The following is a 17,293-nucleotide window of genomic DNA, read 5'->3' on the forward strand; positions in this document are numbered from 1 at the left end:
GCGAGGGTCAAACCGCTGTCATCAAGGCGCCGTGCGCTTGAGCGGCCCGCGCAGCTTCCAGCGCAGTTCCGACATCCGGCAGTCGTCCATGAACCCGCGCATGCGCTGCGGGCGCTCCTGCTCCGGCGCGTCGTTGACCGAGACCATGAACGCGTCGAAGTCCTGCTGCGCGAGCGCGCTGTACTTCTTGGTCATCTCCAGGTTCCGCGGATCCGGATCCGGATCCAGGTCGACCACGTCCTTCGTCGCCTCGACCACGTAGCGCACGCCCTGCTCCTGGGCGCTCTTGCGCTTGTCGCCTTCGACGGACTTGCTCAGGCCCAGGTAGAACTTCGAGCAGGCATACAGCTGCCGCGCCAGGACCAGCCGTTCATCCATCTCCTGCGCCGGCGACAGCGTCGGCAATGCCAGCAAGCACACAGTGAGCGCCATTCCCAGGCGCCACTCGCGCGTTACTTTCATCACACCCCCTCCATCGCGCGATCGCGCATCTTTTCCTTCAGCGTCTCGTCCGGCTTCAGCAGGTCGCGCGCGTTCGGGATGCCCGAGCTCGCCGACCCCGGCGCGGCCGGCGCCTTGTAGCCCGGCATCACCGTCATCGTCCCGCCCTTGACCTTGTGCTCCGCGCTGCCCGCGGGGCAGGCATCGTTGGTGTACAGCACGCTGCCGTTGACGACGCAACGGCGCACGCCCGTGGGCGCCGGCGGTATCGCGCCATCGTTCCTGTCGATGCTCGGCCCGTCGTCGCCCAGGCGGACCTTGGGCACCTCGACCTTCTCCACCTGCCGCGCCGCGTCGCGCAGGAACGGAATTTCCTCGCGCTTCTTCCAGCCCACGACGCCCAGCACGGCGACGACGATGAGCAACAACACCACTCGCATGACTTCCCGACTCCCTGGTTCACGCCGGCCAGTTGTTTCGAATTGATGCGGCACGGCGGTGCGCATGATAGCGACGGCCTCTGTCACCGCGCCGCAACCTCCGGCGACGAACATGGCACGCATCACACCCATCGATCGCTGTCATGTTCCTGAAACCGAGCCCTGCCCGTTCCCGCTTCTCCACCTACGGCCGCCTGGCCCTCGCGGTGGTCGCCGCCGCCGCACTCGCCGCCTGCAACGACGATGACGACGACAAGAACACCGGCACCGACGTCACCGTGTCCAGCCTGCGCCTGATCGGCCAGCAGGTGCTGCCGCGCCGCATGGACTACGCCGGAACCGTCGTCGGCGGCCTGTCGGGCATCGACTACGACGCCAAGACCGACAGCTACGTGCTGATTAGCGACGACCGCACGACCACGGACTCGCCGGGCGCGCCCCGCATGTACACGGCCAAGCTGAGCTTCGACGCGACCACCTTCAGCGCGGTGACCTTCACCGGCGTCGTGACGATGAAGCAGCCCGACGGCAGCGTCTATCCCAAGGTGCCGGACGCCAAGGTCGCCGATCCGGAATCGGTGCGCATCGACCCGGTCACCGGCAACTACGTCTGGCTCAGCGAGGGCGACCGCACCCTGACCAGCACCCCGCCGCGCGTGATCAACCCGTTCATCCGCGAGATCACCCCGCAGGGCGCCGCCGTGCGCGAGTACACCCTGCCGGCGATGTTCCAGATGAGCGCGCAGGAGACCGGCCCGCGCGGCAACCTGACCTTCGAGGGCCTGACCTTCTCCGCCGACGGCCAGTCGGCCTGGGTGCTGATGGAAGGCGCGCTGATCCAGGACGGCGCCGCGCCGACGGTCGCCGCCGGCAGCGCCTCGCGGCTGACCCGCTTCGACCGCGCCACCGGCGTGGCCAACGCGCAGTACGTCTATCCGATCGAGAAGGTGCAAGCCACGCCGGTGCCGGCCGACCAGTTCACCGTCAACGGCCCGACCGAGATCCTGGCGCTGTCCGCGACCCGCTTCCTGGTGCTGGAGCGCAGCTTCTCCGTCGGCGTGATCGGCAACCAGGTCCGCCTCTACGAGATCGACACCGCCGCGGCGACCAACGTGCTCAGCGCCGCCTCGCTCACCGGCGCGACGCCGGTGACCAAGAAGCTGGTGCTGGACTTCGAGACGCTGAAGACGCAGCTCGGCGGCATCGCCAACCTCGAGGGCCTGACCTTCGGGCCGAAGCTGGCCAACGGCAAGCGCAGCCTGGTCGTCATCGCCGACGACAACTTCCCGACCGCCGACTCGCCGACCGACCGCAACCAGATGCTGGTCTTCGAGATCCAGCCCTGAGGACGCGCGGCAGGACGACGCCCGGGCGATGCCTGCCCGGGCCCTGGACGCTCATGCGTCCGGCGTCAGCCGGTACAGCCCGACGTCCACGCGACCCGCGCGGAAACCGGCCTCGCAATAGCAGAGGTAGTAGGTCCACAGCCGCTTGAACGGCAGGTCGAAGCCCTGGGCCTCGATGGCCGGCCACTCGGCGAGGAACCGCCGCCGCCACTCCGCCAGGGTGGCGGCGTAGCCGAGTCCGAAACGCGCCGACGTCTGCATCGCCAGGCCCGCCCGCTCCGCCTCGCGGGCCATCCGCTCGGGCGTCGGCAGCATGCCGCCGGGAAAGATGCAGCGCTGGATGAAGTCGGGACTCGCGCGATAGCGCTCGAAGTGCGCCTCGTCGATGGTGATGGCCTGCAGCACCGCGACGCCGCCCGGCTTCAGCCGCGCTCGCAGCGTCGAGAAGTAGGTCGGCCAGTAGGCCTCGCCGACCGCCTCGATCATCTCGATCGAGACGATGCGGTCGAACTGCCCGTCGACATCGCGATAGTCCTGCAGCCGCAGGTCCACCCGGTCGGCCACGCCCCACGCCGCGGCGCGATCGCGGGCGAAGGCGAGCTGTTCCTTCGACAACGTGACGCCGACGACCTCGACCCCGCAGCGCCTTGCCATCGTCGCGGCCAGCGTGCCCCAGCCGCAGCCGATCTCCAGCACGCGCTGGCCCGGCTGAAGGTCCAGCAGCGCCACGATGCGGTCCAGGCGCCGGGTCTGCTCGGTCTCCAGTGACGCGTCGGCCTCGTCGCGCTCGTTGGGCTCGCCGCCCTCGTACATCGCGCTCGAATACAACATGCTGTCGTCGAGCCAGCGCGCGTAGAAGCGGTTGCCGAGGTCGTAATGCGCGGCGATGTTGAGGCGGCTGCCCCGGCGCGTGTTGGCATGCGCCCGATGCAGCGCCCGCGCGATCCAGCGCGCCGGGCCGCGCGCCACGGTGACGTCGCCGAGCGCGGACTCGTTGGCCAACCCGAAGGACAGCAAGGCCGTCAGGTCGGGGGAATCCCAGTCGCCATCGCGGTAGGACAGCGCCAGCCCCAGGTCGCCCTGCATCAGCATCCGCCAGGCCGGACGCCAGCGATGCAGGCGAAGCGTCGCCGATGGGCCGGGCCGCGGGCCTTCCACCGTCAAGCTGCCGCCGTCGGGGAGGACCAGTTCCAGGGCGCCGCATCGCACGCGAGCCAGCAGGCGGCGAAGCGGCACATGGCGCGCGCCCAGGCCGTGCGCGACGAGCACCGCGGGCTCATCCCGCGCGTCGGGGCGCGCGATCGCCCCGGCGGTCAGCGTGGAACTCGAGTCGTCATGCATGGAAAGGCCTCGTGGAAATGGGTCTCGCGGTGAATGCCGCGCCGGGTCTCGCCAGGAGTCGCGCCATGGGAATCGGCATGAGGAAGGTCCGCGCCGGCTTCATCCTGAATCGCCGGTCCGGACCACCGTCGTCGGCTGGTCCGGCGCGCGGGGCCGACGATGCAGGCGCGCGCCCTTGATCCAAAGCCGCAGCGCCTCCCAGTGGATGCCGGCGATGACCTTCAGCGTCAGCAGCGGGTACAGGAACACCAGTCGTAGCAGCTGCCCATCGGTGATCGGCACGCGCTCGGCATCGAACCGCGCGTTCAACACCGCCTCGCCGGCCGCGTCGTGCACGCCGATGCCGATGGACAGCCGCTCGCGCGGCGGCACGACGCGAAAGCGGTACTGCAGGTCCATGCCCAGGAACGGCGACACGAACAACCGCTTGTCGCTGCGCTGCTCGACGAGCGCGGCCTCGCGCTGCGCCGGGTCGACCTCGATCAGGTAGCTGTGGCGCTCGCCGAAGGTGTTGTTGACCTCGTACACGATGGCCTGCAGGCGGCCGGCGGGATCGCCGGGCGCGTCACAGAACCAGACGCTCAGCGGGTTGAAGGCGTAGCCGAACAGGCGCGGCATCGTCAGCAACCGGATCGCGCCGCCGCCGGGCAGGCCCGCCTGCGCCAGGCGCGACTCGATCTGCGCCCGTAGCCTGGCGCCGTCTCGGGCCGTCCCGTCGCCGTGGTCCGACGGCTGGAAGCTCAGGACATTGAAGCGCCCCACCGAGAACCAACGCAGCCGCGCGTCGAGCGCCGGCAATTCGTCGAGGTCCAGCAGCAGCGAGAACAGCCGGTAGGCCAGCCGGTGCCGCAAGGGACGGAGCCGCTGATGCATCACCCGGCCGCGATAGACCGCCGACCGCCAGTGCGCCGAAGGCGGGTTCGTCGAGGTCGCGTTCGTCGAGCTCGCGCGGGTCGAGCTCGAGTCCTTCGAGCACCCGTCAGCGGAGCACTCCTGCGTCGACCCGGCGTTCATGCGGCCACCTTCGCGGGCAGGACGATGCGGTCCGATTCGCCGGGCACGTTCCACGGACGCCGCACGCCGCCCAGCGCCTCCGCCACGGCGAGCCCGGCCTGCAAGCCGTCCTCGTGGAAGCCGGACCCAAAGTAGGCGCCGCAGAACCAGGTGCGATGCGCGCCTTGCAACGACCACAGCTGACGCTGCGCCGCGATGGCCGCGGCGTCGAAGCGCGGATGCTCGTAGACCTCGGTCCGGATCAGGTGCTCCGGCCGCGGGGGCACCGACGGATTGAGCGTGACGAACAGCGGCGGCGCGTTCTGCCCCTGCGGCAGGTGCGGCTGCAGGCGGTTCATCCAGTAGGTGATCGTCGGCGGCGTGTCGATCAGGCTGGCGGCTGGCGCGCGCGTGCCCAGGTAGTTCCAGCTGGACCACACCGCGCGCCGCCGCGGCATCAACGCCGGGTCGGCATGCAGCACCGCCAGGTTGCGGGTGTAGGCGAAGGCGCCCAGCACCTGCCGTTCCGCCGCCGTCGGTGCCATCAGCATGCGCAGCGTCTGGTCGGCATGAGTGGCGAGCACGACATGGTCGAAGGCCGGCGTCCACGCGCCGCGCCGCGTGCGCAGCCGCACGCCGTTGATGTCGCGGGCGATGGCCATCACCGGCTCGTCGCGATGGAGGCGGTCCGCGAAGGGCTGCACCAGGCGGCGCACGTACTGCCGGCTGCCGCCGTCGACGGTGCGCCACACCGGCCGCCCGGACAGCTTCAGCAGCCCGTGGTTCTGGCAGAACCGGACGAAGGCCCCCATCGGATACCGCCCGATGTCGGTCGCCGTCGCCGACCAGATCGCCGCGCCCATCGGATACAGGTGATCGTCGCGAAAGGCGCGGCCGTAGTCCCTCAGCTGGAGGTAGTCGTCCAGCGCCATGTCGCCGGCCCACGCGGCGTCCCCCGGCGCCTGGCGGTAGAAGCGCACCAGCTCCGCCAGCATCCGCCAGAAGCGCGGCCGCGCGAGGTTGCGGCGCTGCGCGAAGAGCCCGTTCAGGTCGGTGCCGGCGTACTCCAGCGCGCCCTGGTCCAGGCTCACCGCGAAGGACATGTCCGACGCCCGCGTGGGGACCTCCAGGTGCTCGAACAGCGCGGTGAGGTTGGGATAGGCCGGCTCGTTGTAGACGATGAAGCCGGTGTCGACCGGCCACTTGCGCAGGCCGCAGGGGGCGTCGACGGTGTGGCTGTGGCCGCCGACCCGGCCCTCGGCCTCGAACACCGTGACCTCGTGGCGCCGGGACAGCAGCCACGCGCAGGACAGGCCGGAGATCCCGGCCCCTACCACGGCGATCCGCAACGGCCGGCCGCCGTCGTCGGGAAACAGCGGGGCCGATGGCGTCGGCGGGCTGGAGCGGGCGTCGTGTCGGTCCATGGGCGCATCCTGGTCGTTGGCGCTTCTACGGCGGCCGGGTGGATTTGGATCGCTGTACGGCATCGAGCGCCCGCGCGGCCTCCCAGCCGGAGGCTGTCTCCGGATGCGACGGGGCGGAGCCGAAAGCTGGACGCGGACGCTGACGCTGACGCTGACGCTGATGCGGATGCGGATGCGGATGCGGATGCGGATGCGGGGCGAGGGTCGCGCCGCATGGCGTTGCGCCCCACCCCGGGCGATGATCCAGCGAGCCCGTCGATGCGTAAGAGCGTCCATGGGCAGCCCGCGACCTCACGCAAGGACCTCGGCCTCCGGACTGGAGACCGGGCCGTCGTGTCCGCCGGCCTCGTTGTCGCCCTCCTCGCCGAGCCCCCGCCACTTGAAGATCGTTCCCCTCGATCCCGACCGCGCGTCCCTGCCGCCGAGCCCGTCCGAGGAGGACTGGCCGGCGTTGATGCGCCTGGTCGCCGATCAGCGGGACCGCGCCGCCTTCGGCCGGCTGTTCGCGCATTTCGCGCCGCGGCTCAAGAGCTACCTGATCCGGACCGGCAGCACCGACGACGCGGCCGAGGACCTGGCGCAGGAGGCGCTGGTCACCGTCTGGCGCAAGGCGGCGTTGTTCGACCCCGCGCAGGCGGCCGTGTCGACCTGGGTCTTCACGATCGCCCGGCGGCTGCGGATCGACGCGACCCGCCGTCATCGGCCCGATGGCGCCGCCGCCGTCGACCACCTCGACGACCTCGTCCTCGACGCGATGGCCGCCGACCAGCCCGGCGTCGACGAGCACGCGGACGCCGCCCGGCAAGCCCGGCGCGTGCGCGACGCGCTCGGCCGGTTGCCGCCGGAGCAAGCCCTCGTGCTGCGTCTGTCCTTCTATGACGACGAGCCGCATGCCCGCATCGCCGCCGAACTCGGCCTGCCGCTGGGGACGGTGAAGTCCCGCATCCGGCTGGCCGTCGCCCACCTGCGCAAGCTCATCGACCCCTGAAGCCCGTGTCCGCCATGCCGTCCCCCGACATCCGCCACCACCCCGCCGACGAGCTGCTGTTGTCGCTCGCGGCCGAGGCCTTGCCGACCGCGTTGCGGCTGGTGGTGGAGACCCATCTGGAACTCTGCCCGGCCTGCCGCGAGCGCGTGGCGATGCTGCGCGCGGTCGGCGGCACGGTGCTCGAGGAGGAGCCGGCCGCGCCGATGCGCGACGACGCGCTGGACCGCGCCTTTGCCCGCATCGACGCGCTGGAGCGCGAGGACGCGGCCCTGGCCCGTGAGCGGGCGGATGGCGGCTCCCCGCCATCGCGGCCGGTGCCGGTCCCGGCGCCCCCGCCCCTGCCCGCCGGCGCGGTCTGGCCGCGGGCCCTCGCCCACTGCGCCGCGACGCGCTGGCGGCGGATCGGACCCGGCATGCGCTGGAGCCGCGTGACGGTGCCCGGCGCGCCCGAGGCCAATCTCTTCCTGTTGCGGATCGAGGCCGGCAAGTACCTGCCGCCGCACACGCACCGCGGCATCGAGCTGACGCAGGTGATCCACGGTCGTTTCCACGACGGCCGCGCGCTGTTCGGCCCGGGCGACTTCGACCTGGCCGACGGCGAGGTCCACCATCAACCGGTGGTGCAGGAAGGCAGCGAATGCATCTGCATCGCGGCCGTCGAAGGCCGGTTGCGCTTCGACGGGCTCATCGCGCGCTGGTTCGGCGCGCTCGTCGGCATGTAGCGGCGGTGGCCGCGGCGCCCACGGCCGAAGCGATGCCGCTGACCGTCGCGCCCCAGGCGAGGTCGATCAGCGTGATCGTCCAGGGCCAGTCGCGCAGCGTGGCCTGGTTGGTGAAGTCATAGGTCGCATAGGCGAGCAGGCCGAAGAACGCGCCGCGCCAGAGCGCTGGCCAGACGGTCGCGCGGGAGTTCCGCCCGCCTTGCTCGCTGCTCAGGGCTGGCGCCACGGCAAAGACGACGAGGCCGGCGATGTACAGCGGATAGAAGGCGGCGACGGCGCGCCAGTCGACCGTCGCCGCCATCAGGTGGCCGATCGCCGGCTGATAGAGCGAGGCGGATGTCGCGCTCAACCATCCCGCGTCCATCGTCAGGAACACCGCGGCGGTGGCCAGGTAGGCCAGCGGCCAGCGCCAGGCCGGCGCGCGTGTCGGGATCGTCGAATCGGTGGCGGTCATGCGGGGTCTCCGTTGGCGCCGTGGCGCCGTCAGGGCAATCGATAGGTGAGGATCCGGTCGCCCTTGACCCGGGCGTCGAGGCCGATCCAGCGGCCATCGGCGCGATCGCGCCAGAGCGTGAGGTCCTGCGGCACGCCCGCCGAGGTGGCGGCGATCCGCCAGCGCGAGGCCTCCACCGTCGCGCCGCCGACGCGGATCGGCGCGTCAGGCAGGCGCTCGATGCGCACCTCGTCGAGCGCGCCGGTCTGCGGATTCAGCAGCCGGCGCTGGCGCGTCAGCTCGGGATGCCAGTAGGCGTAGCTCATCAGGCACGGCGCCGGGGCGCCCTCCTCCAGGCGCTGGTCGACCTGAGCGGCCTTGCCGTCGTCATCGGTGCGGCTGTGGATCTCCGCCAGGCAATCGCCGCGCCACCGTTCGGTGGCCTCGTGCCGGTAGCGATAGACGGTCAGGCCCAGCAGCTTGACGTCGAAGCGCGCGGTGCTCGCGACACGGCGCGCGTCCTCCGGCCCGTCGACGACGAAGCGGTGCGTGCCGATCGGCTTGCCGCCCAGCCGGACGTCGAAGGACCAAGTCCCCGCCGTCCGTGGCCCGCCCGGCGTGGCTGGCGCGGGGGGCACGGTCGCCTCGACGGGCGCGCTGGCGACAGCGGGTGCCGCCGGGGCGGCGGGCGTTGCCGCCTCCCCGCTCGCGTCCGTCGCGCACAGGGCGGTGGACGCGCCGGCCAGGATCAGCGGAGCGAGCGCCACGACGTCGATGCACGAGGAGATCACTGGGACGATCGCTTCGGCGGCCAGGGGATGAACGCGCTGGTGCGGGCGATGTAGTCGCGATACGCGGGCCGTCGCTCGCCGATGTCCTGCTCCAGCAGCGCGACGCCGGACACGCGCAGCAGCAGGACCGTCATCAGCAGCGGCGAAGCGAGGCTCCACGCCGCGCCGGCCCCGCCCGCCGCCAGCGCCAGCAAGCCGAGTCCCCACCACAGGCAGCATTCGCCGAAGTAGTTCGGGTGGCGCGAGTAGCGCCAGAGGCCGCGGTCCATCACCTGGCCGCGGTTGGCGGGATCGCGCCGGAAGCGCGCCAGCTGCGCGTCGGCGACGGTCTCGACCACGAGGCCGCCGACGGCGATCGCAAGGCCGATCGCGTCCCACGCGGTCCAGTCCGCGCGCCCCGGCCCCGCCGCGGCGAGCAGCGGCCAACCGACGATCCATCCCAGCACGGCCTGCAGCCCGAAGACCAGCCACAGGCTCTTGAGCGGAAAGCCAGGCTGGTTGCGCTCGCGGATGGCGCGATAGCGGCGGTCCTCGCCGTGGCCCCAGTTCCGGGCGCTGACGAAGACGCCGAGCCGCACCGCCCAGGCGACCAGGACCGCCAGCATCGCCATCGCGCGCGGGTCGCCGCCCAGGCGCCACACGTAGAACGCCGCTGGCGCCGCGATGAACGCGGACCACACCCGGTCGGCGAGGCTCGCGTCGCGCAACGGCAGGCTCGCCAGCCAGGTCGGCAGCGCGATGGCGAGCGCGATCAGCAACCCGATGGCCGAGGTGGCGGCCATCGTGCCGGTTCCGGGCGCGGCGCCGGCCATGGCGCCGATGCCGAACGCTGTGCTGGCGGCGGCGATGTCCATGCCCGTCCGCTCAGCGCCGCGGCGCGAACAGGTAGTGGCTGACCCACCACTGCTGCCCGTGGTCGTAGCCGAACAGCTCCTCGACGGACAGCAGGAACAGCCGCCAGCGCTGCCACCACATCGGCGCGTCCTTGGCGCCGTAGACGGCCTCCAGGATCGGCCACACCGTCGCGCGCCGCGCGTCGAAGCGCTCGCGCCAGGCGGCGGCGGTCCGCGCGTAATGGCGGCCGTCCCAACGCCAGCGCCGCAACAGCGCGAGGTCGTCCTGGCACAGCAGCGCGAGGTCGTCGCTGGGCATCATTCCGCCCGAGAAGAAGTACTGCCCCATCCAGTCGGTGGCGTCGCGGACCTCGAAGGCGTACGGCGCTTCCCGATGCGCGAAGACATGCAGGAAGAAGCGCCCGTCATCGCGCAGCCAGCCGGCGACCTTGCGGAAGGCCCGCGGCCAGTTGCGCAGGTGCTCGAACATCTCGACCGACACGATGCGGTCGAAGCGGCGATCGAACGCGCCGTCGTCGCCGAAGCGATTGAAGTCGCAGGTCACCACGCGCAGGTTGCGCAGGCCGCGGGCGGCGGCCTCGCCTTCGATGAAGGCGCGTTGCGACGCCGAGTTCGACACCGCCAGGATCTCGGCCTTCGGGAACCGTGCCGCCATCCACAGGCTCAGCGAGCCCCATCCGCAGCCGAGCTCGAGGATGGCCTGCCCGTCGGCCAGCCCGGCGCGCCCGGCGGTCTCGGCGAGCGCGGCCTCCTCGGCCGCCTCCAGCGTCGACACGCCCTCGGGCCACCAGCAGCAGCTGTACTTGCGCTGCGGGCCCAGCATCGCGGTGAACAGCGCGGCCGGCAGCTCGTAGTGCTGCGCGTTGGCCTGGTCCACCTGGACCGCCAGCGGCGCGCCGCGCAGCGCGTCCAGGAAGTCCTGCGTCAGCGCGGCGGCGGACTCCTGGTCGCGATGACGGGACTCGTCCAGCCGGACACGCAGCAGCCGCCGGATGCCCATCCGGACGGCGGGCTCGGGCAGCAGGCCGCGTTCGGCGAGCCGCACCGCGATCGACGAGACGTCGAGATCCATGTCGTTTCCCCACGAGGATGACCTGGCGCTTCTACGCGGCAGGCGGGGGTTTGGATCTCCGGAGGCGGTCGCGTACACTCCGCGCCGCAGTCGCTTCCGGCGGCTGCCGTAGGCGTTACCGTCATCCAACGCGTCCCTTGTCGAGAGGAGCCCAGCGGGGCAGTTCTCGGCGATCCAGACGCCGTTCGATGACCGACAGTTCCGCCTCCCCGGGCCTTCCTGGCCCGGGAGTCCTTGCGCCGGTCAGGTGTGCGGCATCACGCAACCCATCGACCTTCAAGGACTTCCCATGAAACTCTCCGGCAACACCGTCCTCGTGACCGGCGGCAGCAGCGGCATCGGCCGCGCGCTGGCCGAGGCGCTGCACGACCGCGGCAACCGCGTCGTCATCACCGGCCGCCGCCAGGCGCTCCTGGACGAAGCCGTCGCCGCCCGCCCCGGGCTCGTCGGCCTCGAGCTCGACGTCGACGACCCGGCCTCGCTCGCGCGGCTGGCGGCGACGCTGCGCGAGCGCTTTCCCGCGCTCAACGTGGTCATCGCCAACGCCGGCATCTCCCGCGCCGAGGACATGACCGCCGACGCCTGGACCGCCGGCGACGCCGAGGCCATCGTCCAGACCAACATCCTGGGCGTGCTGCGGATCGCGGCGGCGACGCTGCCGCTGCTCAAGGGCCGGGCCGGCGCGACCTTCCTCGCGACCAGCTCGGCGCTGGCCTTCGTGCCGCGCGCGGACTTCCCGACCTACTGCGCCAGCAAGGCCTTCCTGCACTCGTGGCTGCAATCGCTGCGTCACCAGATGCGCCGCGTGCCGATCGAGGTGCTGGAGCTGTCGCCACCGTATGTGCGGACGACCTTGACCGGCGCGCAGCAGGCGAGCGACCCGCGCGCGATGCCGCTGGCGGAGTACGTCGAGCAGGTGCTGCGGCTGATCGAGGCCGGCGAGGCCCCGCGCGGCGAGTTGCTGCTCGACCGCGACCTGCCCCGCCGCTGGGCCGAGCGCGACGGGCGCTACGACGAGCTGTTCGCGGCGATGAATCCGGGTTGATTCGGCAGGGCCAGCGCCTGGCTCCCGCCAGGCCGCTGGCCGGATCGCACCGGCGCTCCGTGTGGTCCGGGGTGAGCGCTACGCGCCAACCCCGTCGACCAGCGCCGCCGCCACGGCCGGCAGCCCGATCGCGGCCGTCGTCTGCCATCGGTGGTCGACCTCGGCGGCCACGTCGCCGGGCTGGGGATTGATCTCGACGATCACCGCATCCTTCGGCGCGAGCCGGACCATGCCCGCCGCCGGGTACACGACGCCCGACGTGCCGACGATCAGCAGCAGGTCGCAGGCGGCGATCAGGGCCGCCGCGGCGTTGACCACGCCGTCGTCGAGTCCCTCGCCGAACCACACCACGCCGGGCCGGATCGCGCCGCCGGCGCAATGACCGCAGGCCGGGGGCGTCAAGCGGCGTTGCGCCTCGGGCGGCGGATCGGCCAGCTCATGCGGCGCGCCGCAACGGTCGCATCGCGCCGCGAAGAGGCTGCCATGCAGGTGCAGCGCGCCTTCGACGCCTGCCCGCTCGTGCAGGTCGTCGACGTTCTGCGTCACCACCTGGGCGCCGAACTCGCGCTGCAGCCGCGCCACCGCGACGTGCCCCGGATTGGGCGTGGCGGCCATCACCTGGCCGCGGCGCCATTCGTACCAGCCCCAGACGGTGGCCTTGTCGCGGTGCCAGGCCTGCGGCGTCGCCAGCTGCTGCGGGTCGAATTCGCCCCACAGGCCGTTGCTGCCCGAGCGGAAGGTCGGGATGCCGCTGTCGGCCGACATCCCCGCCCCGCTGAACACCACGATGCGCTCGAAGCGCCGCGCCAGCAGCGCCGCCAGCGGCGCCGGGAGCGTCCGGCTTTCCATTTCGTTGTGCATGTCACGCCCTCCCGAACGGCAAAGCGCGGATGCTCTCACCTTTGGGCTACAACCGCGGGCTTCGTTGTCCCGCTGCATCGCCCCATGCCGTCCTTCCTGCTCCGTTCCCTCGCCGTCCTGCTGCTCGGCACCGCCGCCGCGGCGAGCCACGCGGCCGCCCAGGGCGCCGACTACATCAACGCCTACATCGACCTCTGGCTCAAGGCCCACCACTTCGAGGCCTACCGCCAGACGCCCACGGGCATCGCCTTCAACGCCAACGGCGCGGTGCTCGACGGCGACATCCAGCAGGTGAAGGAACTCAAGCCCGGCAGCTTCTACTCGGCCGAGACGCGGCTCACCCTGACCTTCAAGGACGGCCGAAAGCTGGAGGACTTCGTCGCCGGCGCCGGCGCCAACCCGCGCGACGCGGTGATGGACGCGCTGCAGAACTTCTGCCTGACCACGCTCCATCCGGTGCACGCGGCGATGTTCGATCCGCTCGACGTGCACGTCCGCAAGGCGCGCTGGACCATCGGCGGCAAGCCGCGCCCGCTGTTCCTCTCGGAGTGGGGGATGCGCCTGGCCAAGATCGAGCCCGCGACGCAGCAGGCCATCGAGTCGGCCATCGCGGCGGCGCTGAAGGAGCGCCGCCTGTCGGACGACACGCATTGGGTCAAGCTGGTCGTCGCCGGCGAACAAGGCCGGATGACGCAGGTCGTCCTGACGATCGACGGCGTGGCCGACGACGCCACGTCGAACGCCCTGCGCGCGAAGACCTGGGCGCTGCCCAAGGACTTCTTCATGGGCAAGCTGTTCTTCGTCGTCGGCAAGCCCTGAGGCCCGGAGGCCCGCCGGCGGCACCGGCAAGGCCGCCGAGCGGCCGGTGCCGCTCAGCCGCGGCGCGCGGCCTCGATCTTCGCGATGTCGATCTTGCCCATCTCCATCATCGCGGCGAAGGCGCGCTTGGACGCGGCGCGGTCGGGGTCGTGCAGCGCGTCGGTCAGCGCGCGCGGCGTGATCTGCCACGACAGGCCCCACTTGTCCTTGCACCAACCGCAGGCGCTCTCCTGGCCGCCGTTGCCGACGATCGCGTTCCAGAGGCGGTCGGTCTCGGCCTGGTCGTCGGTGGCGACCTGGAACGAGAACGCGTCGGTGTGCTGCGGCCCCTTGCCGCCGTTCAGGCCGATGCAGGGAATGCCCATCAGCGTGAACTCGACGACCAGCACGTCGCCCTCCTGGCCCGACGGGTAATCGCCCGGCGCCCGCACGACGCGGCCGACCCGGCTGTCCGGGAAGGTCTTCTCGTAGAAGCGCGCGGCGTCTTCCGCGTCGCGGTCATACCAGAGGCAGATGGTGTTCTTGGCGAGCATGGGGGGTCTCCTTCGGCAATGGGTTGAGCTACTGTGACGGGGGACCGGACGGCCCGGCAACCGGTATTCCCCGGTGGCCGTGTCCCTCACCTCCTGACGACGGCCGGGCCTCGCGGTTTTCGACAAGCTCCCCGAGAATTTCCTCCATGACTGCAACGACGCTCGTCGCGCTCCTGATGGCCTGCGGCATCGCGGCCCTGCTGGCCCAGCTGATCCGGGAACGCCGCGCCCACCGGGCCGCGCTGGCGCACGCCCAGCGGCTGGGCCAGGTGCTGCTGACGCTGTCGCGGGCCAACCGCATGGTGCTGCGCATCGACGACGACCGCGCGCTGTTCCAGGAGGCCTGCCAGATCTGCGTCGACGCGGGCAACGCGGCGCTCGCCGCGGTGTATGTCCGCGACGGCGACCTGGCCCACCGGGTCGCCGCGGCCGGGCCGGCGGCCGACACGCTGCGCAACGTGCCCGACCCGCTGGACCTGCGCCTGCCCGAGGTCCAGGGCACCTACACCGCGCGCGTGCTACGCGACGGCCTGAGCGTCGTCAGCAACGACTACGTGCTCGACGCCCAGGCCGGCCGCTGGCGCACCGAGGCGGTGGCGCAGGGCATCCGCGCGATCGCCTGGATCCCGATCCGACGCGCCGGCGAGGTCGCGGGCACGCTGATGCTGTGCGCGCGCCAGCCCGACTTCTTCGACGACGCGCTGATGGCGCTGCTCGAGGAACTCGGCGCCGACCTCTCCTTCGCGCTGGACAGCGTCGACGGCCGCCAGGCGCGCGAGGCGGCGGCCCGCGAGATCGAGGCCGGCCGCGACCGCTTCCAGCGCCTGTTCGAGGCCGCGCCGGTGCCCATGGCGATCGTGTCGGTCGCGGACCGCCGCATCGTCGAGGCCAACCCCGCGCTGTGCCGCCGCTACGGCCGCTCCCGCGACGAGGTCATCGGGACGACGACGGCCTCGCACGCCTACGGCGTGATCGCGGAGGACCGCGACCTCTTCTATCGCGTGCTGGTCGCCGAGGGTCATGTCAACGACATGGCCGTGCGCATGCGCGACGCCGCCGGCCAGGTCCGCCCCGCGGTGCTGAACGCCGAGCCGCTCGAGTACCTCGGGCAGCCCTGCTGCCTGATCATCAGCCTGGAGCTGCAGCGGCCGCCGGGACCGGCGGCACCGCCGGCGCCCTCCTCGTCGACAACGTCACCCAAGGCGTTCCCCACGGGGTCGCCATCGGCTTCACCCACGGCTTCACCAACGGCGTCACCCTCGGCGTCACCCTGGGCGTCACCCACGGCGTCACCCTCGGCGTCACCGACGTCGACCTCCGCGGCGTCTACGAAGCGCTGAGATCCGCGGCGGGCTCCGGTTCCCGCAGGAACGGGTTGCGCCGCGGGATGTTGGCGATCTCCTGCAACTCCCAGAGCCGGGCTGGCTCGACGTCGATCAGCTGGGCCAGCGCCGGCAGCCGGTCCGTCGGGATCGTGCGCCCGCCCGAGCGCGCCTCGCTGACATGCTGGCGCGGCACGCGCAGGTGGCGGGCCAGCGCCGCCTGGCTGCCGCAGATGCCCACGGCCCGGTCGACGGCGCCGCGCCAGGTCGTGGCGCGCGCCTCGCCGTCCAGGACGCCGATGGCGCCCCCGCGTTGAACTCCAAGTGATTCCATGACGAAGGTTCCCGCTGCCGCCTCGCGGGCCGGCAGACGCTGTCGCCGCGGCGGTTCCTTCGACAGGAACGGCGGCGTGACCGCCTCGCGCCCGCGGGCGCGATCAGGCGCGCCGGGACGGACGAGGCGACGGAGCGGCCGGCAATGCACTCATCGCGGCCGCGCGCAGGACCCGCGTCAGCGCCGGGGCGGTCTTTCCAGCCGGGTGCGGCAGGTGCTGCGCCACGCGGGCGACGGCGCCGGGAGCCAGCGCCCGTTGGCGCAACTCGGGATGCGCAGCGGCGTCAGGCCGGGCAGCACCGCCGGCAGCACGTGGCTGCCCAGGGCCGCGGCGTCGCCCATCGCCTGGAGGTCGTGCCCGTCCAGCACGACGCTGGCGTCGCCCGGCGCATGGAAGTGCCGTTCGAACAGGCCGTGTGCATGGACATGCGCGGTCGGCGCCTGGCGCTGCAGCTGGCGCGTGCGCGCCGTCTCCAGGATCTGCGAGGACGCCTGCCCCGCCAGCCGCTGCAGCCCCTGGTGCACGAGGTCGCGCCAGGCCTCGGCGACGGACCGGTGGTCGTGTTCGGCCAGCGCCGGCACGCGGTGCTCGTGCATCGGGCCGAGCGTGCTCAGCCGCGCCCCCGCCGCGCCGTACAGGGGCACGGCGGCGCACAGCAGCACCAGCAGCGCGCGGCTGGCATGGCGCAGCAAGCGGGCGACTACCCGGGCGACAGGGGTGAAGAGGCCGGACACGGAACGCATCGCGCCTCAGCGTCGCCCAGCAACGTGTCAACCGCGTGACCGTCGGCGGCCGGTGCGATCGGAAGCACATGCGAACGGATCCGCCGGCGGTCATCGCCGACACTCCCGGACCATGAACAAGCTGATCAATTCCCTGCACGCGCGCCTGCCGCCCTGGGCGGCCGAATGGCTGGACGTCCTGGTGCCCTTGATCCAGGTCGCGTTGATCGCCTTCGCCGCCTGGCTGGTGATGCGCGTGGCGCGCCACCTGACCCGCCGGCTGACCACCGCCTACTCGCTGCCGCTCAAGGTCACGACGGTGTTCCTGCGCTCGGTCGGGGTGCTGATCTACGGCGGCGCCATCTTCTGGGCGCTGGAGCGGCTGGGCGTGTCGGGCTCGGTGCTGTGGACGGCGTTCACCGGCTTCGCGACGGTCGGCGCGGTCGCGTTCTTCGCGGCCTGGAGCGTGTTGTCCAACCTGTTCTGCGCGCTGCTGATCTACGTCACGCGGGCGTTCCGGATCGGGGACGTCGTCGAATTGCTGGAAGCCGGCGACAAACCCGGCGTCAAGGGCCGGGTCGTCGACATCAACCTGGTCTACACCACGCTGCTGGAAAGCGGCAGCGCCGACAACGGCACCTGCCTCCAGCTGCCCAACAGCCTGTTCTTCCAGCGCGCGCTGCGGCGCTGGCACGGCCCGGCGGCGGAGGAAGCCATCCATCCCATCCAGGCCACCCTGCCCGCTCAGACCGCCCACTCGACCCACCCGGTCCCGCCGGCCCAGCCGGTCCGGGCCTGACCGGGACCGCCC

20 protein-coding genes are annotated in these 17,293 nt (G+C 72.1%); 7 read left to right on the top strand and 13 right to left on the bottom strand.

All coding sequences use genetic code 11. The features are described from left to right. Window positions 1–21 precede the first annotated feature (21 nt). Window positions 22–462, bottom strand: a complete 441-nt coding sequence (locus N5D62_RS04680) for a hypothetical protein (RefSeq protein ID WP_279756443.1) — start codon at window positions 460–462, stop codon at window positions 22–24. Further along, complete coding sequence (locus tag N5D62_RS04685; protein WP_279756444.1) at window positions 462–1,004, bottom strand: hypothetical protein; 543 nt, start codon at window positions 1,002–1,004, stop codon at window positions 462–464. The genes N5D62_RS04680 and N5D62_RS04685 overlap by 1 nt, the downstream gene beginning before the upstream one ends. 20 nt (window positions 1,005–1,024) lie before the next feature. Here N5D62_RS04685 and N5D62_RS04690 point away from each other — a divergent pair, with 20 nt between their 5' ends. Further along, complete coding sequence (locus N5D62_RS04690; RefSeq protein ID WP_279756446.1) at window positions 1,025–2,227, top strand: esterase-like activity of phytase family protein; 1,203 nt, start codon at window positions 1,025–1,027, stop codon at window positions 2,225–2,227. A 51-nt stretch (window positions 2,228–2,278) separates the two neighbouring features. Here N5D62_RS04690 and N5D62_RS04695 read toward each other — a convergent pair whose 3' ends face one another. The 3 genes from N5D62_RS04695 to N5D62_RS04705 form a co-directional block, all read right to left on the bottom strand. Continuing rightward, window positions 2,279–3,568 (bottom strand): cyclopropane-fatty-acyl-phospholipid synthase, encoded by a 1,290-nt coding sequence (locus N5D62_RS04695; protein WP_279756448.1) that lies wholly within the window; start codon window positions 3,566–3,568, stop codon window positions 2,279–2,281. A 99-nt stretch (window positions 3,569–3,667) separates the two neighbouring features. Next, window positions 3,668–4,582 carry a DUF1365 domain-containing protein gene (locus tag N5D62_RS04700; protein WP_279756449.1) on the bottom strand — a complete coding sequence of 305 codons (915 nt, stop codon included), beginning with the start codon at window positions 4,580–4,582 and terminating at the stop codon, window positions 3,668–3,670. Continuing rightward, window positions 4,579–5,985 (bottom strand): FAD-dependent oxidoreductase, encoded by a 1,407-nt coding sequence (locus tag N5D62_RS04705; RefSeq protein ID WP_279756450.1) that lies wholly within the window; start codon window positions 5,983–5,985, stop codon window positions 4,579–4,581. The genes N5D62_RS04700 and N5D62_RS04705 overlap by 4 nt, the downstream gene beginning before the upstream one ends. A 379-nt stretch (window positions 5,986–6,364) precedes the next feature. On the opposite strand from N5D62_RS04705, the gene N5D62_RS04710 reads away from it, so the two are divergent. Beyond that, window positions 6,365–6,973 carry a sigma-70 family RNA polymerase sigma factor gene (locus N5D62_RS04710; RefSeq protein WP_279756451.1) on the top strand — a complete coding sequence of 203 codons (609 nt, stop codon included), beginning with the start codon at window positions 6,365–6,367 and terminating at the stop codon, window positions 6,971–6,973. 14 nt (window positions 6,974–6,987) lie between these two features. Then, entirely contained in the window at window positions 6,988–7,695 is a 708-nt protein-coding gene (locus N5D62_RS04715) for a ChrR family anti-sigma-E factor (RefSeq protein WP_279756453.1), read from the top strand. On the opposite strand, the gene N5D62_RS04720 is transcribed toward N5D62_RS04715, so the two are convergent. Genes N5D62_RS04720 through N5D62_RS04735 form a run of 4 tightly spaced genes read right to left on the bottom strand, consistent with a single transcriptional unit; the run spans window position 7,658 to window position 10,845 of the window. After that, window positions 7,658–8,149, bottom strand: coding sequence for a DUF2177 family protein (locus N5D62_RS04720; RefSeq protein WP_279756454.1), 492 nt, complete (start codon window positions 8,147–8,149; stop codon window positions 7,658–7,660). The two genes, N5D62_RS04715 and N5D62_RS04720, sit on opposite strands and share 38 nt — an antisense overlap. A gap of 29 nt (window positions 8,150–8,178) precedes the next feature. Continuing rightward, complete coding sequence (locus tag N5D62_RS04725) at window positions 8,179–8,919, bottom strand: DUF6134 family protein (RefSeq protein ID WP_279756455.1); 741 nt, start codon at window positions 8,917–8,919, stop codon at window positions 8,179–8,181. After that, window positions 8,916–9,773, bottom strand: coding sequence for a DUF1295 domain-containing protein (locus N5D62_RS04730; protein ID WP_347881803.1), 858 nt, complete (start codon window positions 9,771–9,773; stop codon window positions 8,916–8,918). Before N5D62_RS04730 ends, N5D62_RS04725 begins: the two co-directional genes overlap by 4 nt. A 10-nt stretch (window positions 9,774–9,783) precedes the next feature. Further along, window positions 9,784–10,845 carry a cyclopropane-fatty-acyl-phospholipid synthase gene (locus N5D62_RS04735; RefSeq protein ID WP_279756456.1) on the bottom strand — a complete coding sequence of 354 codons (1,062 nt, stop codon included), beginning with the start codon at window positions 10,843–10,845 and terminating at the stop codon, window positions 9,784–9,786. A 289-nt stretch (window positions 10,846–11,134) separates the two neighbouring features. On the opposite strand from N5D62_RS04735, the gene N5D62_RS04740 reads away from it, so the two are divergent. Beyond that, complete coding sequence (locus N5D62_RS04740) at window positions 11,135–11,890, top strand: SDR family NAD(P)-dependent oxidoreductase (RefSeq protein ID WP_279756457.1); 756 nt, start codon at window positions 11,135–11,137, stop codon at window positions 11,888–11,890. A gap of 78 nt (window positions 11,891–11,968) precedes the next feature. Here the strand turns inward: N5D62_RS04740 and N5D62_RS04745 are convergent, their stop codons facing one another. Beyond that, the gene (locus N5D62_RS04745; protein WP_279756458.1) at window positions 11,969–12,751 is read right to left on the bottom strand and encodes an NAD-dependent protein deacylase; all 783 of its coding nucleotides are present in this window, start codon (window positions 12,749–12,751) and stop codon (window positions 11,969–11,971) included. 84 nt (window positions 12,752–12,835) lie between these two features. On the opposite strand from N5D62_RS04745, the gene N5D62_RS04750 reads away from it, so the two are divergent. Continuing rightward, window positions 12,836–13,570, top strand: coding sequence for a DUF6348 family protein (locus N5D62_RS04750; RefSeq protein ID WP_279756459.1), 735 nt, complete (start codon window positions 12,836–12,838; stop codon window positions 13,568–13,570). A gap of 53 nt (window positions 13,571–13,623) precedes the next feature. Here N5D62_RS04750 and N5D62_RS04755 read toward each other — a convergent pair whose 3' ends face one another. Beyond that, window positions 13,624–14,103, bottom strand: coding sequence for a VOC family protein (locus N5D62_RS04755; protein WP_279756460.1), 480 nt, complete (start codon window positions 14,101–14,103; stop codon window positions 13,624–13,626). A 146-nt stretch (window positions 14,104–14,249) separates the two neighbouring features. Here N5D62_RS04755 and N5D62_RS04760 point away from each other — a divergent pair, with 146 nt between their 5' ends. After that, window positions 14,250–15,443 (top strand): GAF domain-containing protein, encoded by a 1,194-nt coding sequence (locus N5D62_RS04760; protein WP_279756461.1) that lies wholly within the window; start codon window positions 14,250–14,252, stop codon window positions 15,441–15,443. On the opposite strand, the gene N5D62_RS04765 is transcribed toward N5D62_RS04760, so the two are convergent. Both N5D62_RS04765 and N5D62_RS04770 read right to left on the bottom strand, forming a co-directional pair. Further along, entirely contained in the window at window positions 15,430–15,759 is a 330-nt protein-coding gene (locus N5D62_RS04765) for a YdaS family helix-turn-helix protein (protein ID WP_279756462.1), read from the bottom strand. The two genes, N5D62_RS04760 and N5D62_RS04765, sit on opposite strands and share 14 nt — an antisense overlap. Before the next feature lie 177 nt (window positions 15,760–15,936). After that, window positions 15,937–16,503, bottom strand: a complete 567-nt coding sequence (locus tag N5D62_RS04770) for a hypothetical protein (protein WP_279756464.1) — start codon at window positions 16,501–16,503, stop codon at window positions 15,937–15,939. A gap of 112 nt (window positions 16,504–16,615) precedes the next feature. Between N5D62_RS04770 and N5D62_RS04775 the strand changes: the two genes are divergently transcribed. Beyond that, window positions 16,616–17,281 carry a mechanosensitive ion channel family protein gene (locus N5D62_RS04775; RefSeq protein WP_279756466.1) on the top strand — a complete coding sequence of 222 codons (666 nt, stop codon included), beginning with the start codon at window positions 16,616–16,618 and terminating at the stop codon, window positions 17,279–17,281. Window positions 17,282–17,293 lie beyond the last annotated feature (12 nt).

This window comes from Mitsuaria sp. GD03876 (genome assembly GCF_029840635.1).
Taxonomy (GTDB): Bacteria; Pseudomonadota; Gammaproteobacteria; order Burkholderiales; family Burkholderiaceae_C; genus Roseateles.